Annotated in this window: 17 protein-coding genes; 13 read left to right on the top strand and 4 right to left on the bottom strand. The window is 60.5% G+C overall.

The window, feature by feature from the left end; all coding sequences use genetic code 11:
* Positions 1-128: 128 nt before the first annotated feature.
* Entirely contained in the window at positions 129-1,193 is a 1,065-nt protein-coding gene (locus Q0O99_RS16625; RefSeq protein WP_293753088.1) for a YeeE/YedE family protein, read from the bottom strand.
* Between the two features lie 103 nt (positions 1,194-1,296).
* On the opposite strand from Q0O99_RS16625, the gene Q0O99_RS16620 reads away from it, so the two are divergent.
* The gene (locus tag Q0O99_RS16620) at positions 1,297-1,794 is read left to right on the top strand and encodes a thioredoxin fold domain-containing protein (protein WP_293753087.1); all 498 of its coding nucleotides are present in this window, start codon (positions 1,297-1,299) and stop codon (positions 1,792-1,794) included.
* 50 nt (positions 1,795-1,844) lie between these two features.
* The gene (locus tag Q0O99_RS16615; RefSeq protein ID WP_293753086.1) at positions 1,845-2,546 is read left to right on the top strand and encodes a Crp/Fnr family transcriptional regulator; all 702 of its coding nucleotides are present in this window, start codon (positions 1,845-1,847) and stop codon (positions 2,544-2,546) included.
* Positions 2,547-2,677: 131 nt separating this feature from the next.
* On the opposite strand, the gene Q0O99_RS16610 is transcribed toward Q0O99_RS16615, so the two are convergent.
* A complete protein-coding gene (locus Q0O99_RS16610; protein ID WP_293753085.1) occupies positions 2,678-3,289 on the bottom strand; it encodes an alternative oxidase in 612 nt (203 codons plus the stop codon).
* Positions 3,290-3,479: 190 nt separating this feature from the next.
* On the opposite strand from Q0O99_RS16610, the gene Q0O99_RS16605 reads away from it, so the two are divergent.
* On the top strand, positions 3,480-4,829 hold the full coding sequence (locus tag Q0O99_RS16605; protein WP_293753084.1) for an FAD/NAD(P)-binding oxidoreductase: 1,350 nt from the start codon (positions 3,480-3,482) through the stop codon (positions 4,827-4,829).
* Between the two features lie 28 nt (positions 4,830-4,857).
* Positions 4,858-5,181, top strand: a complete 324-nt coding sequence (locus Q0O99_RS16600; RefSeq protein WP_293753083.1) for a hypothetical protein — start codon at positions 4,858-4,860, stop codon at positions 5,179-5,181.
* Between the two features lie 13 nt (positions 5,182-5,194).
* On the opposite strand, the gene Q0O99_RS16595 is transcribed toward Q0O99_RS16600, so the two are convergent.
* The gene (locus Q0O99_RS16595) at positions 5,195-6,127 is read right to left on the bottom strand and encodes a LysR family transcriptional regulator (protein ID WP_293753082.1); all 933 of its coding nucleotides are present in this window, start codon (positions 6,125-6,127) and stop codon (positions 5,195-5,197) included.
* Positions 6,128-6,325: 198 nt separating this feature from the next.
* Between Q0O99_RS16595 and Q0O99_RS16590 the strand changes: the two genes are divergently transcribed.
* The 5 genes from Q0O99_RS16590 (at position 6,326) to Q0O99_RS16570 (ending at position 11,753) form a co-directional block, all read left to right on the top strand.
* Positions 6,326-7,747, top strand: a complete 1,422-nt coding sequence (locus tag Q0O99_RS16590) for a form I ribulose bisphosphate carboxylase large subunit (RefSeq protein ID WP_293753081.1) — start codon at positions 6,326-6,328, stop codon at positions 7,745-7,747.
* 28 nt (positions 7,748-7,775) lie between these two features.
* Positions 7,776-8,123 carry a ribulose bisphosphate carboxylase small subunit gene (locus Q0O99_RS16585; RefSeq protein WP_293753080.1) on the top strand — a complete coding sequence of 116 codons (348 nt, stop codon included), beginning with the start codon at positions 7,776-7,778 and terminating at the stop codon, positions 8,121-8,123.
* Positions 8,124-8,247: 124 nt separating this feature from the next.
* Entirely contained in the window at positions 8,248-9,051 is an 804-nt protein-coding gene (locus Q0O99_RS16580) for a CbbQ/NirQ/NorQ/GpvN family protein (protein ID WP_293753079.1), read from the top strand.
* Between the two features lie 13 nt (positions 9,052-9,064).
* Positions 9,065-11,422, top strand: a complete 2,358-nt coding sequence (locus tag Q0O99_RS16575) for a nitric oxide reductase activation protein NorD (protein ID WP_293753078.1) — start codon at positions 9,065-9,067, stop codon at positions 11,420-11,422.
* A 13-nt stretch (positions 11,423-11,435) separates the two neighbouring features.
* Entirely contained in the window at positions 11,436-11,753 is a 318-nt protein-coding gene (locus Q0O99_RS16570; protein WP_293753077.1) for a hypothetical protein, read from the top strand.
* Positions 11,754-11,789: 36 nt separating this feature from the next.
* On the opposite strand, the gene Q0O99_RS16565 is transcribed toward Q0O99_RS16570, so the two are convergent.
* Complete coding sequence (locus Q0O99_RS16565; RefSeq protein ID WP_293753076.1) at positions 11,790-12,656, bottom strand: energy transducer TonB; 867 nt, start codon at positions 12,654-12,656, stop codon at positions 11,790-11,792.
* 87 nt (positions 12,657-12,743) lie between these two features.
* On the opposite strand from Q0O99_RS16565, the gene Q0O99_RS16560 reads away from it, so the two are divergent.
* From Q0O99_RS16560 to Q0O99_RS16545, 4 genes are all read left to right on the top strand, one after another.
* Positions 12,744-13,208 (top strand): rhodanese-like domain-containing protein, encoded by a 465-nt coding sequence (locus Q0O99_RS16560; RefSeq protein ID WP_293753075.1) that lies wholly within the window; start codon positions 12,744-12,746, stop codon positions 13,206-13,208.
* Between the two features lie 206 nt (positions 13,209-13,414).
* A complete protein-coding gene (locus tag Q0O99_RS16555; RefSeq protein WP_090140118.1) occupies positions 13,415-14,041 on the top strand; it encodes a peroxiredoxin in 627 nt (208 codons plus the stop codon).
* Between the two features lie 77 nt (positions 14,042-14,118).
* Positions 14,119-15,012: an MBL fold metallo-hydrolase gene (locus tag Q0O99_RS16550; protein ID WP_293753074.1), complete on the top strand. Its 894-nt coding sequence runs from the start codon at positions 14,119-14,121 to the stop codon at positions 15,010-15,012.
* Positions 15,009-16,763: a SulP family inorganic anion transporter gene (locus tag Q0O99_RS16545; protein ID WP_293753073.1), complete on the top strand. Its 1,755-nt coding sequence runs from the start codon at positions 15,009-15,011 to the stop codon at positions 16,761-16,763. The genes Q0O99_RS16550 and Q0O99_RS16545 overlap by 4 nt, the downstream gene beginning before the upstream one ends.
* Positions 16,764-16,972: the final 209 nt, after the last annotated feature.

Raw genomic sequence — 16,972 nt, 5'->3', positions numbered from 1 at the left:
TGGCTTTAGCCCCGACATGCAGTCCAAGCCGAAGCCCGCAATGTCGGGGCTAAAGCCACCGACCTACGGGATACCGGTGAACCACATTAAAACTTCAGCCAGCAGGAGCGCAAGCTAAGAAAAAACAATCAGATCTGCCAGCCCATGCTGCGGTGAATGCGCCAGGACAGGCCCGCACCCAACCAAATGGCGATCAGGGTCAGCCAGGCGGTGAGCGAAAAGATCGAACCCCCGGTCATGCCCGCGCCCACCGTGCAGCCGCCGGCCAGCACCGCGCCAAAGCCCATGAGCACCGCACCCGTGAGGTAGTGGCCCAGTTTGTTTTCGGTCTGGAAGCCCTCGAACTTGAAGTCGCCGCCCATTAGTGCGCCCAGCAAAGAGCCCACGAAGGTGGCGGGCAGCAAACCCGCATCAAAACCCAGGTTGGGGGATGTGGCGCTGGACAGGACCCGCATCAGCATTTCGGCTGAGGCACCGCTGAAGCTCAGGCTTTGGATTTGAATGGACTCAAACGACTGCGAGGCGATGGCCTGCGTCAGGCCCCAGCCCAGCGCAATGCTCAAGCCCACAACGATGGCCCCCAGCGCCAAGCCCCAACGGCGCTGGTGCGTCTTGAAGAAAAAGTAAAACCCGGTGCCCAAAGCGAGCAGCGCCAGCACCAGCCCACCCGTGGGGCCCATGCCCGTGATCTGCAGCAAATCACGCCCGGCTCCGCCATCGATGGGCCACCAACTGGCCAAGGCCTGGCGGGCAGGTGCCAGCCAACCGGCAATGCTCGCTTGCACCGTGACGGCAAACACCAAGCCAGCCAGCAAGGCGCGCAAATTGCCATTGCCCGACAAAATCAGCAAACGGCTGGCGCAGCCGCGCGTCAAAATCATGCCTGCCCCAAACAACAAGCCACCCAGCACCGCGCCTGAGATGCTGCCGACAGCCCCTATGTAGCGGGCGTCAGAAGGCTTTAGCGCGCCTGCCCACACCAGCGCCTGCACGCCCACCAGCGCCGCGCCAAAAGCCAGCCACCACACGCTGAAACGGTCGCCCGTTTGACCTTCGCAGCACTCCACCACGGCCGCACGGGCACAAAATCGGCTGCGCTGGGCCGCCAGGCCAAAGATGAAGCCCACCAATGCACCGGCCATGGCCAGTACATTTGTGTCTCCCCAAGTTTCAAGCAAGCTTGCGAGATTCATGGATTTCTCCAATAATTCATTGGTTTCTTATATTAGATAGTGCGGGTCATTGGACGTGCCAGACCGCCACGCAAAACCCGCTATTGTCCACGGTCCGCAATTCATGGCTTCCAACCTGACTATGTTTTCTTCTTCTGTTTTGCGTCGTCGCGATTTGCTTTTACGGGTGGGGGTATCGCTTGCAGCCACACCCGTTAGGGCGCAATCGGGTCGTGCGGCCACCTTGCCCGCCGCCCAATCACTGCCCGACGAACTGGCCCGCGCCCTGAAAAACAAGCAGCCCTTGATCGTCATGGTCAGCTTGGACGGCTGCGTCTTTTGCCGCCAGGCCCGGCAAAGCCATCTCTCGCCCATGGCGCTTGCAGGCACCGCCATCGTGCAGGTGGACATGCGCAACAACCAACCCGTGCTCGACTTTGCAGGCAAGCTGACCACCCATGATGAACTGGCCCGGCGGTGGAAAGTCTCCATCACACCCACCTTGTTGTTCTTTGGGCCCGGCGGCAAAGAAGTGGCCGAGCGCATGGAAGGGGCCTACCTGCCCGACTTTTATGGCCCCTACCTGGAAGAGCGCATGGCGCAAGGGCGCAAGGCCCTGTAAAACCAGCCCGCGCGTCAGTTGGGGCACGTTGGACGTGCTAAATTCAAAGCATGATCCCCATCAAAATTGACTCGGCCTGGAAAGGTACCTCGGACTGCCGCAACTGCGGTATCCGCGACATGGTGTTGTTTGCCGATCTGAACGAGCAGGACTTTGGCGAAATCCACACCCCCATCGACGACATGGTGTTCTCGCCCGACATGGCGCTGTACACCGAGGGCCAAACCGCTGTGGGTGTGTTCACCTTGCGCAAAGGCATGGTCAAACTGGTGCGCACCACCGCCGATGGCCGCGAACGCATCGTGCGCGTGCTGCGCCCGGGCGACGTGATCGGCCTCGAAGCCTTGGCCACCGCCCGCTACGACAGCGAAGCCATCGCCTTGGTCGAAGCCCAGGTCTGCCGCATCCCGCTGTCGGTGCTGCACCACCTTGCGGCCAATTCGCCCCGCCTGCACAAGCGCCTGATGCAAAAGTGGCAGCACGCCCTGAAAGACGCCGACGACTGGCTGGCCGACCTGAATTTCGGCTCGGCCCGCCAACGCGTGGCCGCCTTGGCCCTCAAAATGCGCGACCCCGACCAACCCAGCATCACCTCGTTTTTTGCGCGCGACGACATGGGCGCCATGCTCGACATCAAACTCGAAACCGTCAGCCGCGAGATCAGCAGCTTGGTGCGCGACGGCGCCCTGAAGCCCTGCGACAAACAGGGCAGGCGTTATGAAATCACGAACGAGGTGCTGTTGCAGCGCTAAGCCAGCGCAGCGCGGCGGATGTGCCACCGCACATGGACATTTGTTGATTGATCAACCGTTTAAACGTACCCATGGGTAAGCCACTTCAATTGCGCATTCGTTTGGACAGGTGCCATTGTGGGTTGTGGGAGTTATGACCAAACACCTCGGTCGTACTCGTTGGCAAATTCGTGGTTCACATCACGGTGCTCTTCTTCGTCTTTGCGCACAGCGATGACAACGTCTCGCAGGGTGGCGTCGGCAGCAAGTTTCCAATAGTCAATGGCCAGCTTGGGTGCGGCAACGTTGGCTATTCGGCCCTCGTCAATTTCGCGCAGGTACTCGGTGTAGCTGTAAACGGCTTCTTCTTCAAAATAGCCCACAATGCGGTGAGCAGTACGTGGAAAAAACACGTAAATCACAAAGTACAGGTGCCAGAAAACAGCCTGGGCAACCAGTACCACCGAGCGCTCGAAAAAGTTGGGCTTTGAAATTTCAATGAACGTCATCAAGTGCATGCGCTCGTTTTCTGCTTCCCCCAAAAGAGTTCTGATCTTGGGCCCGTAACCAGTGCGCATTTGACGAAGACTTTTGAGGTGAGTCCACATGCCTGCAACCATGCCGGGTACCGCCGCTACAGTTTCCAAAATGACAGCTCGATGACCGTAACGTTTGGCGAAAAAGGTGTCGGCGATGAACCGCAGACTTTTTGTAAAACCGCGTGCAAAGCGGTCAGACATATTGACAGGTGTGAAATGTTCCATAACCCATTGTAGACATATAAGCAAATACCTATATATAGGCTGGCGCTTTCTGAATCCGAACCATTTAAAAACATACTGCAGATTGACGTGACCACGAATCGATCATCGTGGCATCTTGCCCGAAATTGATTTGTCTCAAGTCGTTTGCTTTTCAAACTGCCAAGATGCCTTCTCTGCAAGAGGAGACACCATGGCCACTAATCCCACCCCCACCCCAACCCCTACCCGCGCTTCAACCCCCGCGCTGAGCCGCCGCCAGTGGTTGCTGGGCTCGGCAGGCGCAGCCGTTTTGGCCAGCGCCGCGCCCGCTGCCCAGGCGGCCAAAACCAAAACGCAGGCGCACATCGTGATTTTGGGCAGTGGCCTGGGCGGCATTGCGGTGGCCAACCGGCTCCATGCCTTGCTCGACGGGGCCAAGATCACCCTGATCGACCGCAAGGAAGAGCACAACTACCAGCCCGGCTACACCCTGGTGGCCACGGGCGTGTGGCCGGTGAGCAAGGTGCGCGACCGCAACGCCGACTTCCACCCGCCGCAGCTCAACTGGATCAAAGACATGGTCAGCGAACTGGACCCGGCCAGCAACACGGTGGTCACGTCTTCGGGCCAGCGGGTCAAGTACGACTACCTGGTGGTGGCCATGGGCACGCACCAAGACTGGTCGCTGATCGAGGGCATGGATGTGAATGCGATTGGCCAAAAGGGGCTGACCAGCGTGTACCCCAGCCCCGAGGCGGCGCAGGCCACTTGGGCCAGCATGGACGCGTTTCGGCTCAAGGGTGGCAATGCGGTGCTGACGCTGCCCGCCACGCCCCTCAAGTGCGCGGGTGCGCCGCTGAAGATGACCTTCATGCTGCGCGACCGCCTGGCGCAGTCGGGCACGCTGGGCCAATCCAAAGTCACGTTTTTCTCGGCGCTGGGCAATGTGTTCGGCGTCAAGGTGGTCAACGACAACGTGCTCTCGCGCTGGAACGACTTGGGCATCGCGGTCGAGACCACGCAAAAGCTGCAGGCCATCGACATCGGTGCGCAGCGGGCGCGTTTTGTTTCGCCCGAAGGCGCAAGCACCGAGGTGTCTTATGACTTCATCCATGTGGTGCCGCCCATGCGCGCGCCCGATGCGGTCAAGAATTCCGACCTGGCCTGGAAAGAAGGCCCCTTTGCCGCAGGTGGCTGGTTGGAGGTGGACAAGGCCACCTTGCAGCACCGCCGCTACCCCAATGTGTTTGGGGTGGGCGATGTGAACGGCACGCCGCGTGGCAAGACGGCGGCCACCATCAAAAAGAGTGCACCCATCGTGGCCGAGCACTTGGTGGACGTGATCGCGGGTCGTGCACCCGGCCAAAAGTTTGACGGCTACACCTCGTGTCCGCTGATCGTGAAAGAGGGCTCGGCCATGTTGATCGAGTTTGACTACGAAGGCCGTCTCACGCCCTCGTTGCCACTGATCGAGCCACTGCAGGCCAGTTACTTTGCCTGGCTGATGAAGTACCGCATGCTCAAGCCCGCCTACATGGCGACGCTCAAGGGCCGGGTCTGAAGACCATTCAAAACATCAGGAGACGCACATGTATGAAATCTGGCTGGCGATGAACATCGCCTACGAAACGGCCTTAGGCCTGGTCCCCGCTTTGGCGCCTTTGGTGTTGATGTGGGCGGTGATGATGGTGATCAACCGAAAGAAGCTCAAGCGGGTCAAGACTGTCACGCTGGCGGCTGTGGCCGTGCTGTTGTCGCTGGCGGCGGTGTTGGCTTTGCCGTCCTTGTCCAAGTCCACGCTGGCCGACATGGGGTATTGGGTGGACTGGGCCGCTTTGCTGGGCATGGCCGCAGGTGTGGGCGTGGCGGCAGCGCTGCTGCTGTGGCCCGTGCTTGCGATGCGCCAGCGCTGAAAGCGCCAAGCTTTCAGGCCTTGGGCCAGTGCATGCCAAAGCGCTGGGCCAGGTGGCTTTCGGCTTCTTCGAGCATGAAGTAGCGAAACGACTCGGCCGCGGGCGAGAGCATTTTGGATTGGGTGTGCACCACGTTCCATGAGCGCACCACAGGTGCGCCTTCCACATCGAGCATGCGGATCAGGTTGTGCTCCAGCTCTAGGCCAATGGTGTGCAGTGACAAAAAACCCAGGCCCAGCCCCGCCATCACGGCCTGCTTGATGATCTCGTTGCTGTGCAGCTGGATTTTCATGCGCGGCTCGACGTGGGTGTCTTCAAAAAACTTTTCCATCGCAGCGCGGGTTCCTGCGCCTTTTTCACGCACGATGAAGTCGTAGGGCCGCAGGTCTTCCACACGCAAGTGATCCCGCTGGGCCAGCGGGTGGTTCACGGCGGAGACAAACACATGGGGGTGGGCCGCAAAAGGCTCGGCCCTTGTTTGCAGCTCTTTGGGGGGGCGTCCCATCACGGCGATGTCGACCTCGCTGTTTTGCAGCATGCTGACGAGTTGGTCGCGGTTGCCAATCGAAATTTGGATGTCCACGCCGGGGTGCAAGATCCGAAACTCGGCCAGCAAGCGCATCAGAAAATATTTGGCTGTGCTGACAAAGCCAATGGTGAGCACACCGGTCTCGGCCCGCTGCAAACGGGCTGCGGCGTCTTCGGCGTCTTTGACCGTGGCCAAAATTTTGCGGGCATAAACCAGCATGTATTCGCCCGTGGTGGTCAGGCTCACTTGCTTGCCGCGCCGGTCAAACAAGGGCATGCCCACATGGCCTTCGAGCTCCTTGACTTGCATGGTCACAGCAGGCGGGGTCAGGTGCAGGTTTTCGGCGGCACGCACAAAACTGAGGTGGCGTGCCACCTCGTTGAATACACGCAATTGGCGGAAGGTGGCGTTCTTCATTCAGGTTTAACTTAATTCGCTTGTGGTTAATATTGAATTTACCTGAGGGCTTAAGATTTTTAAAGTCCAGACATTCCCTGATCAGATGTGCAAAAACACATCGATCACGGCGCTGAGCTGGAATGACGAGCCGCAGCGTTTGCAAAAGGGAAGACACGTTTTTCCCAACCAGCCCATTTCAATTGAGGAGCACAACGCATGGCCACCAAAACCTACAACGCCGGTGTCAAGGAATACCGCAGCACTTACTGGGAACCCCACTACACCCCCAAGGACACCGACATCCTGGCCTGTTTCAAGATCACGCCACAAGCGGGCGTGCCCCGCGAAGAAGTCGCCGCTGCGGTGGCCGCCGAATCGTCGACCGGCACTTGGACCACGGTGTGGACCGACTTGCTCACCGACCTGGACCATTACAAGGGCCGCGCTTACAGAATTGAGGACGTGCCGGGCGACGACACCTGTTTTTACGCCTTCGTGGCCTACCCCATCGACCTGTTCGAAGAGGGCTCCATCGTCAACGTGTTGACCTCCTTGGTGGGCAACGTGTTCGGCTTCAAGGCGCTGCGCGCCCTGCGCTTGGAAGACGTGCGTTTCCCCATCGCTTACGTCAAAACCTGTGGTGGCCCACCCGCCGGTATCCAGGTCGAGCGCGACCGCTTCAACAAATACGGCCGCCCCTTGCTGGGCTGCACCATCAAACCCAAGCTGGGCCTGTCGGCCAAGAACTACGGCCGTGCCGTGTACGAATGCTTGCGCGGTGGTTTGGACTTGACCAAGGACGACGAGAACGTCAACAGCCAACCCTTCATGCGCTGGCGCGACCGTTTTGAATTCGTCGTTGAAGCCTGTCAAAAGGCCGAGCGCGAGACCGGTGAGCGCAAAGGCCACTACCTCAACGTGACCTCGCCCACGGTAGAAGAAATGTTCAAGCGGGCCGAATTTGCCAAGGAGCTGGGCGCGCCGATCATCATGCACGACTTCTTGACGGGGGGCTTCACTGCCAACACCAGTTTGGCCAACTGGTGCCGCGACAACGGCATGTTGCTGCACATCCACCGTGCCATGCACGCCGTACTCGACCGCAACCCGCACCACGGCATCCACTTCCGCGTGCTCAGCAAGTGTTTGCGCCTGTCGGGTGGCGATCACCTGCACTCGGGCACCGTGGTGGGCAAGCTCGAAGGCGACCGCGAAGCCACCTTGGGCTGGATCGACATCATGCGCGACAGCTTCATCAAGGAAGACCGCAGCCGCGGCATTTTCTTTGACCAAGACTTCGGCTCCATGCCCGGCATGTTCCCCGTCGCCTCGGGCGGCATCCACGTTTGGCACATGCCCGCACTGGTGAACATTTTTGGCGACGACTCCTGTTTGCAATTCGGTGGTGGCACCTTGGGTCACCCATGGGGCAACGCGGCCGGTGCTTGCGCCAACCGCGTGGCGGTCGAGGCCTGCGTCAAAGCGCGCAACGAGGGCGTGGCCGTTGAGAAAGAAGGCAAAGCCGTGCTCAGCGAAGCCGCCAAGCACTCGCCCGAACTGAAGATCGCCATGGAAACCTGGAAAGAAATCAAGTTCGAATTCGACACCGTCGACAAGCTCGACATCGCCCACAAGTGATTGAACCCATTATTGTTAGGAGCCACTCATGCAAGACTACACCTCACGCCTGTCCGACCCCGCCAGCCGAAAGTTCGAGACTTTTTCTTACCTGCCGCCCATGACCGATGCGGAGATCCGCAAGCAAGTGGAGTACTTGGTCAAGAAAGGCTGGAACCCCGCCATTGAGCACACCGAACCCCAGTACCTGATGGACTCCTACTGGTATATGTGGAAGCTGCCGATGTTTGGCGAGACCGATGTGGACAAGGTTTTGGCCGAAGCCGCTGCTTGCCGACAAGCCAATCCGGACAACCACATCCGCCTGATTGGCTACAACAACTTCACCCAATCGCAGGGCACAGCGATGGTGATTTACCGCGGAAAAACCGTGTAAGTCCCCTTTGGAGCCTGCACCGCCATCCGTGGTGCAGGGTTCAATGTCAAGGTGCCGCTGAAAGAAGCGCGCCTTGACATTGAATGGCACCGGGCACTGTCAGCCCTGATCTGCGGAGACCAACATGAGCGAAACACTCGACGCCTACCGCGTCAACCAAGAGCCGTATTACCGCCCCGTGACCGACGAAGTCGAGCTGTTCGAGGCTGCCTATTCGGTGCGCATGCCCATGATGCTCAAAGGCCCCACCGGCTGCGGCAAAACCCGGTTTGTGGAGCACATGGCTTGGAAGTTAAATAAGCCCCTGATCACTGTGGCCTGCAACGAAGACATGACCGCCAGCGACCTGGTCGGCCGGTTCTTGTTGGACGCCAACGGCACCCGTTGGCAAGACGGCCCTTTGGCGGTGGCTGCACGCCATGGTGCGATTTGTTACCTCGATGAGGTCGTCGAGGCGCGTCAAGACACCACCGTGGTGATCCATCCATTGACCGACAACCGCCGCGTCTTGCCCTTGGAGAAAAAAGGCGAGTTGGTGCAAGCCCACCCCGATTTTCAGATCGTCATCTCGTACAACCCGGGCTACCAAAGCCTGATGAAAGACCTGAAGCAGTCGACCAAACAACGTTTTGGTGCGCTGGACTTCAACTACCCCGAACACGACATCGAAACCGAAATCGTCGCGCACGAAACCGGTGTCAGCGCCGACGTGGCTGGCAAGTTGGTGGGCATTGCCGAGCGTGCGCGCAACCTCAAGGGCCATGGCCTGGATGAAGGCATTTCCACCCGCATGTTGATCTACGCGGGCAGCTTGATTGCCCAAGGTGTGGCCGCACAAGCGGCTTGCCGAGTGGCCTTGGTGCGTCCGATCACCGACGACCCCGACATGCGCGATGCACTGGACGCGGCTGTGGCGACCTTCTTCTGAAGCAGGCCAGCCCATGTCGGTGCACCTTCAAGACCACGCCGAATGGGTCGAGCAGCTCGACCCCACGTCCGTGGCCTTGCTCACCCACACTTGGCCAGAGGCCGCCAAGGTGTTTTCGGCCAGGGGTCTGGACAACTACGTCAAAGGCGCGGCCGCTTTGCGCGGCTTGGGGCGCGGCCATGAGTTGGTCAACGCCTGGATCGATGGCGCGCCGCAGGTGGCCAAAGAGATTGGCGAAGACGTGGTCGGTGAGCTGGCCACCACCGCCCTCATGCTGGCCTCCAAAACCTCGGGTTCGGTGATCGAGTTGGTGCTGGCCACCGCGCCAACCGCGGCCAAGCGATTGGCCGACGCAGCCCTCTTCATGCAGTACCTGCAGTTCCTCAACACCTTGGTGTCGCAAGCGCCGCGGGGCTTGCGGCCCATGCTGGGCCAGCTCGATGCGCTGTTGGGCCAGCTGACTTTGGGGGGCTTGCGCCGCTGGGCCATGTGGGGAGCACAAGCCCACCGCACCGCCTTTGAGGCCCAAATCGCCTACTTCGGCTTGCAGTCCAAAGAGTCTTTGGCCATGCTGCAACAAGAGCGCAAAGGCACCTTGTTGGTCGATGTGCAGCGGCGCATCAACATGTACCTGCGCGCCTTGTGGGGCCGCGATTTTTTCATGCGTCCCACCGCCGGTGACTTTGAAAATCGGGAAGGCTTGCGCCCCTTCATCGAGGACTATTTCATCCACTTGCCCGACGCCTTGGACGCCGTGCAAGGCAACGATGGCCTGGTGGACGCCACCCAGCTTTACCGCGCGGCCTGCGCGCACGCCGCCGCCCACGTGGTGTTCACGCGCCAGCCGATTTCGGCCGAATCGCTCAGTCCTTGGCAGATGGCCTTGGTGGCCTTGGCCGAAGACGCCCGGGTCGAGGCCTTGGCGGTGGCGCGTTTTCCGGGCATGCGGCCTTTGTGGGCGCAGTTGCACACCACCCCCGCCACGCAGCAGGCCACTGCGGGGGATTGGATGGCCCGCATGGCGCGGGCGTGGATCGACCCCACGTACGACGATGCCCACCCTTGGATTGCCCAAGGCCGTGCCTTGATGGCCGAAGCCATGCCACGCCTGTTGGCACAGCCCCACGACAATAGCGAAGCGTGGGCCATGGGTGTGCAGTTGGCGCACAGCTACCGCGAGCTCACCCAAGGCCCCGCATTCGTCCCGCGCACCGATGGACAAGTGGCCGTCTACCGCGACGACAACCGCTATTTCTGGGCATTTGATGGCTACGACTTTGAGCGGTCGGTCGCTGCGGGTTACGAGCCGCCCCAGCAGGTGCGCAAGCAAGTCAGCCTGATGGAATTCGTCAACGAGCTGGAAGTGGAGGGCGCGGGCGACGACGCGCAAGAAGTCTGGGTGCTGGGCACCGAGCTGTTCCCTTATGAAGACCTGGGCGTGTCCTTCAACGAGAGCGAAGGCCGTGAACCCGTGCTGGCGCCCGTGCATTACGGTGAATGGGACCACATGATCCAGCTCGAGCGCCCCGCTTGGGCCACGGTGCAAGAGCGTCGACCGAAAGCGGGTGACCCGGCGCTGATCGATGGCATCTTGAGCGAGCACCGCCGCTTGATCGGCCGCATGAAATTCATTTTGGATGCCATGCAGCCCCAAGGCGTGCAGCGCATGCGCAAGCTCGAAGACGGCGACGAGATCGACCTCAACGCTGCGCTGGCGTCGGTGATCGAGATGCGCATGGGGCGCCAGCCCGACCCGCGCATCATGATGCGCAGCGTGCGCAAAACCCGAGACATCTCGGTGCTGGTCTTGCTTGACCTGTCGCACTCCACGAACGACAAAGTGGCGGGGCAAGAGCAGACCGTGCTGGACCTGACCCGCTCGGCCTGCGCTTTGTTGGCCGATGCGATCCAGAAGGTGGGCGACCCGTTTGCGATCCATGGCTTTTGTTCGGATGGCCGCCACGATGTGAACTACTGGCGCTTCAAAGACTTCGACCAACCCTACGACGACTTGGCCAAGGCCCGCTTGGCGGGCATGCAAGGCCAGCTGTCCACCCGCATGGGCGCGGCCATTCGGCATGCCACCGCCGCGCTCAAATCCCAGCGCAGCAGCAAAAAACTCTTGCTTGTCATCACCGACGGCGAGCCCGCCGATGTGGATGTGCGCGATCCTCAATACCTGCGCCACGACACCAAAAAAGCTGTTGAGGCGGCCGCTCGAAATGGTGTGATCACCTATTGCATGAGTTTGGACCCCAGAGCCGACCAATACGTCAGCCGCATTTTTGGCGAACGCCATTACTTGGTGGTCGACAAGGTCGAGCGCCTGCCCGAAAAACTCCCCGTCCTGTATGCTGGACTGACCCGTTGAACAGGACCCCGACATGAGCATCATCCAAAGCCGCACCAAAACCTACAGCGGCATCGACCACGAAGACCACCACGGCATGACCATGACCGGCCGCATCATCCGCGACGCTTGGGTGTTTGGTTTGTTGCCCGAAGGCGATGGCTTTGCTGGCAAACACGCGGGCGATTTGCAGCGGCTGTTTGAGGCCGTGCACGCCGCGTGGGAGCCTTATGGCCAGCTGCCCAGCCGCTTGCCGCCCGAGTTGGCCGTCAAGCACGCCCGCATCCACGACGAGGCCTTGCAACGCGCCAAAGGCATGGGCTGGGATGCTGAGTTGGGCGAAGACGACTGAGCGGGTGTTGAAGTGGGGCCCAGCCCCGTGAGGCGCTCAACGCCCAGTTTTGTTCGATCCCCATTGGTCCATCAGGCGCTGGTCGCTGGCGCTTTCGGCTTCGACGCTGTCTTTGGGCAGTTGGCGCAGGCAGTCCGCCAGCGCTTGCGGGTCGAGTGGGGCGGTCGGGGTGGGCGCGGCCACCACTTGGGGCGATTTCCCGTCCCAGGCAAAGGGGTTGCGGAACACGGGCGGCTCGGGCAGGCAGTCGTCCCTGTAAAGCGGTGGCCCGTCGTTGGCAAAGGGCGAAAACGAAATTGTCTTGTCAAAAATCAGCGGCTTGCCTGTGGGGGTGGGCGGCAGCGGCGGCATGTTTTGGATGGCTTGTCGTGCGAGTTGTTCCGCCACGGGCGAGGTGGTCCACAAGGTTTGCAGCTGCGTCAAGCGGCCGTCCGGCGCGATCTCGATGCGAAAGCGCACCAGGCCCTGGTCTGGGCCTTCGACGGCGGTGCCCATCATGCTGCGCACCTGCTGGCCCCAGCTGTAACGGTAGCCTTTGCTGTTTTTGTTGGTGTAGTTGGCGGCAAACGCCCATTCTTCGGCGGTGGGTGGCGGGGGGGCGGCTTGGCTGGCGCGGGGGCGATCGGGTGAGGGCGGTGGGGCCGGAGACGCCAACGCTGTGTCGGGCGGGGGCGCCGTGATGGGTGTTGTGGGGGGCGTGGTGGTGGGCGCTGGATCGGCCAGCGGCTGGCGCGGTGGCGGGATCAGCTCCAAAAAGACAATTTTTTCAGCTGTTTTTTCAGCGCTTTGGGGGGTTTCGGCTGGGCTGGCGTTTTTGAATTGGTGATCGCTCACCAACAGCCAGACGCCGGCATGCAAGGCCAGCGTGAGCAAGAGCGCGGTGAAATTTTTGTCTCTGAACATGTGCGCCGAGGTTTTTGTGGGAGGTCTTGCTGCCTTTCAGCGACAATATTCGTCTTGACTGATATTACCTGACGAAGTGGAGTCTCCATGCGCTTTCTCACCCTCGCCCTTGCCGCAGCCACCGCGGGCAGCTTGCTGCTGGCCCCAGCTGCCCTCGCCGACAACAAAGCCATCGCCACCGACGAGATGGAGGCGTATCTGGAGTTTGTGGACTACGGCGGTGGTGTGATTTTTGCCGAGCAAATTCCCAAAGACGAGTGGCCCAAGTTCATGGTGATCGATGCGCGTGACCCGGTGCAATTTGCCAAGGGGCATATTTCCGGCGCCGTCAACATGGACTGGCGGCAAGTGCTTGCCAAGCGCAACGCCATTCCCAAAAACAAACCGGTGCTGATTTACTGCAACACCGGTTCGCTGTCGGCTCAAGCCGGTTTTGCGCTGCGCGTTGCAGGCTGGGAGAACGTGCGCATCTTGCAAGGCGGCATGTCAGAGTGGCAGGCCAAAGGCGGTTTTGACGCGGCGGCCAAAGCCGCAGGGCCTGCCAAGCATTGAAGGTGTGGTTTTGGCGGCTTGCATGGCCAAGGCGCTGAGGGCTTGCGATAGATCAATTTTGGCGATTTGAAGGTCGCAATTGTCACTATGCCTTTCATTGAGATAACTCATACCGAATACCTGCAGGGGTATGTACAGTTGACCCTGTCGATTGAATAAATCTCTCGATTTGAAAAGTCTATAGTTAACTTCAAAGGAAACGCACCATGTCCATGCCCCTCATCAACGAAGCCGCACCCGCGTTCAGCGCCAACACCACCCACGGCCCCCGAAGCCTGGCTGACTACAAAGGCAAGTGGCTCATCTTGTTCTCGCACCCCGCTGACTTCACGCCTGTGTGCACCACCGAATTCATCGGTTTTGCAAAGCGTGCCGAGTTGTTCAAAAGCATGAACTGCGAATTGCTTGGCTTGTCGATCGACAGCATCTACTCGCACTTGGCCTGGATGCAAAGCATCCAGAACAACTTCGGTGTGGAGATTCCTTTCCCCATCATCGACGACATCAAGATGGAAGTGGCCCAAGCCTACGGCATGATCCACCCCGGCGCGGCCGACACCCAGGCCGTGCGAGCGACCTTCTTCATTGACCCCGAAGGCAAGCTGCGCGCCATGGTGTACTACCCCATGAGCAATGGCCGCTCGATTGAAGAGTTTGTGCGTTTGTTGCAAGCCATGCAGACCAGTGATGCCCACAAGATCGCCACACCCGAAGGCTGGACGCCCGGTTGCGACGTGATCGTGCCACCACCCAAAACGCCCGAAGCCATTGCCAAGCGCAAAGGCGAGGGCTACGCCATGAAGGACTGGTATTTCTCGACCAAGTCCCTGTAAATTGAAGGCTTGCCCCCTTGCCCCCTGGCGGCAAGGGGTGTCAGGACCTTTGTTTTTTCACTGCCAAGGAAGCCACCATGAGTTCAGCCGCCATTCACATCGAATCGTTTTTTGATCCGGCCACGTTCACCTTCAGCCACATCCTGGCCGACCTCTCCACCCGGCAGTGCGCCTTGATCGACAGCGTGCTGGACTACGACCCCAAGTCGGGCCGCACCAGCACCGCCAGCGCCGACCAATTGGTGGCGCGTGTGAAGGCGCTGGATTTGCGCGTGCAGTGGATTTTGGAGACGCATGTGCACGCTGACCATTTGTCGGCGGCGCCCTATTTGCAAAAACAACTCGGTGGCCAACTGGCCATTGGTTCGCACATCACCACGGTACAAAATGTGTTTGGCAAGCTGTTCAACGCGGGCACCGAATTCGCACGCGACGGCAGCCAGTTCGACCGCTTGATGGGCGATGGCGAGGATTTTCAGATCGGCGCTTTGCAAGTGCGGGCCATGCACACCCCGGGCCACACCCCGGCCTGCATGACCTATGTGGTCACCGATGCCAGTGCTGAACCTGCGCGGCAGGTGGCCTTTGTGGGCGACACCTTGTTCATGCCCGACTACGGCACGGCGCGCTGCGATTTTCCGGGCGGCAGTGCCAGCACCTTGTTCCAGTCCATCCAAAAAGTGCTGAGCTTGCCGGACGACACGGTGCTGTACATGTGCCATGACTACCCGCCCGAGACCCGCAAGCCCCAGTGCGTGACGACTGTCGCTGAGCAAAAAAAGGCCAATGTGCATGTGAACCAGGGCGTGAGCGAGGCCGAGTTTGTGGCCATGCGCGAAAAGCGCGATGCCACTTTGTCCATGCCTGTGCTGATCTTGCCTTCGGTGCAAATCAACATGCGTGCAGGGCACTTGCCACCGCCTGAAGACAATGGCCAGCGTTACCTCAAGATTCCGGTGGACGCTTTGTGAGTCCTGCACTGGAGCGCTGGTTTCCCATTCTGGATTGGGGGCGGCGGTACAACCGCTCGCTGCTCACCGCCGATGGTGTAGCCGCTGTGGTGGTGACGCTGATGCTAATCCCGCAAAGCCTGGCCTACGCGCTGTTGGCGGGCTTGCCCGCACAAGCGGGCTTGTACGCCAGCATGGCCCCCCTGGTGCTCTACGCCTTGATGGGCAGCAGCGGCACTTTGGCCGTGGGGCCTGCGGCGGTGACCTCGCTCATGACGGCGGCCAGTGTGGGCGCGGTGGCGGCGCAAGGCAGCGCGGCTTACACCGAGGCGGCTTTGATGCTGGCGCTGCTCAGCGGGGCCATCATGCTGGTGATGGGCGCGGCGCGGCTGGGTTTTTTGGCCAACTTTTTGAGCCACCCGGTCATCTCGGGTTTTGTCTCGGCTTCAGGTTTGCTGATTGCGGCCAGCCAGCTCAAGCATTTGCTGGGCGTGACGCTGCAGGGTGACAACTTGCTGCAGTTGCTGCCGCAGTTGTGGCACAACTTGCCCAGTCTGCATGTGCCGACCAGTGCGATGGGTCTGGGCGCTTTGGGGCTGTTGCTGTTGGTGCGCCGGCAGCTCAAGCCCGGGCTCAAGCGCTTGGGGGTGTCTGCGGGCGCGGCCGATTTGGCGGCCAAGGCGGCCCCGGTGGTGGTGCTGCTCTTGAACATTGCCTTGTCAGCCGTGTGGCAGTTGGCTGAGCAGGGGGTGCGGGTGGTGGGCACGGTGCCACAAGGCTTGCCGCCGCTCACGCTGCCGGGCGTGTCATCAGGAGCTTCGGCGACAGGTGGGTGGGCCGCCCCATGGGCGCTGGCCCAGGCTTTGTGGGTGCCTGCTTTGCTGATTTCCTTGGTGGGCTTTGTGGAGTCGGTGTCGGTGGGCCAGTCCTTGGCGGCCAAGCGGCGCGAACGCATAGACCCCGATGCCGAGCTGCGTGCGCTGGGCCTGAGCAATTTGGGCGCAGGCCTCACCGGTGGCTTTCCGGTCACGGGCGGGTTTTCGCGCTCAGTGGTCAATTTTGATGCGGGTGCACGCACGCCTGCCGCAGGCATTTACACCGCTGTGGGGCTGGCGCTGGCGGCTTTGTTCTTGACACCTTGGCTGTTTCATTTGCCGCAGGCCACTTTGGCCGCCACCATCATGGTGGCCGTGCTCACCTTGGTCGATGTCGGGGTGTTTGCCCGCACCTGGCATTACGCCAAGGCCGATTTCATTGCCTTGTTGCTGACCTTTGGTCTGACCTTGGCGGTGGGCGTGGAGGCCGGGTTGATCGCGGGCGTGAGCGCCTCGGTGCTGTTGCTGCTGTACCGCACCAGCCGCCCGCACATCGCGGTGGTGGGGCAAGTGCCGGGCACCGAGCATTATCGCAATGTGCTGCGTCACGCGGTGCTGGAGCAGCCGGGCATTTTGGGCCTGCGCGTGGACGAAAGCCTGTACTTTGCCAACGCCCGTTTCCTTGAAGACACCATCGCGGCCCAAGTGGCTGTGCGGCCAGGTGTGCGGCATGTGGTGCTGCAATGCTCGGCGGTCAATGACATTGACGCCAGCGCACTCGAAAGCCTGGAAACCATCAACGTCCGCTTGCAGGCTTCAGGTGTGCAGCTGCACCTGTCCGAGGTCAAAGGCCCCGTGCTCGACCGTTTGCAGCGCAGCCATTTGCTGGCGGAGTTGAGTGGTCAGGTGTTCCTGACGCACTACCAGGCGGTACAGGCTTTGACGCTGGTCGTCTGAGACCTTGAGTTTGGAGCCCACGTCATTGGTGCTCCCACACCGTTGAGGCCTCTCCAATTGGCCAAAGCTGGGAGGCCAAGATTGAGGGATTGTTTCATTGAGAATCAATTTAATTAAGCAATACCTTAATTAACTCATTACCAATATTGAATTGTCCTGAGCTTCAGTCCTTTTTAAAGTGGAGACCTTCTTCCTCACGAAGGGCTCTA

Source organism: Limnohabitans sp. Rim8, assembly GCF_945901735.1.
Taxonomy (GTDB): domain Bacteria; phylum Pseudomonadota; class Gammaproteobacteria; order Burkholderiales; family Burkholderiaceae_C; genus Limnohabitans_A.
This window is presented reverse-complemented; position numbering and strand designations above follow the sequence as displayed.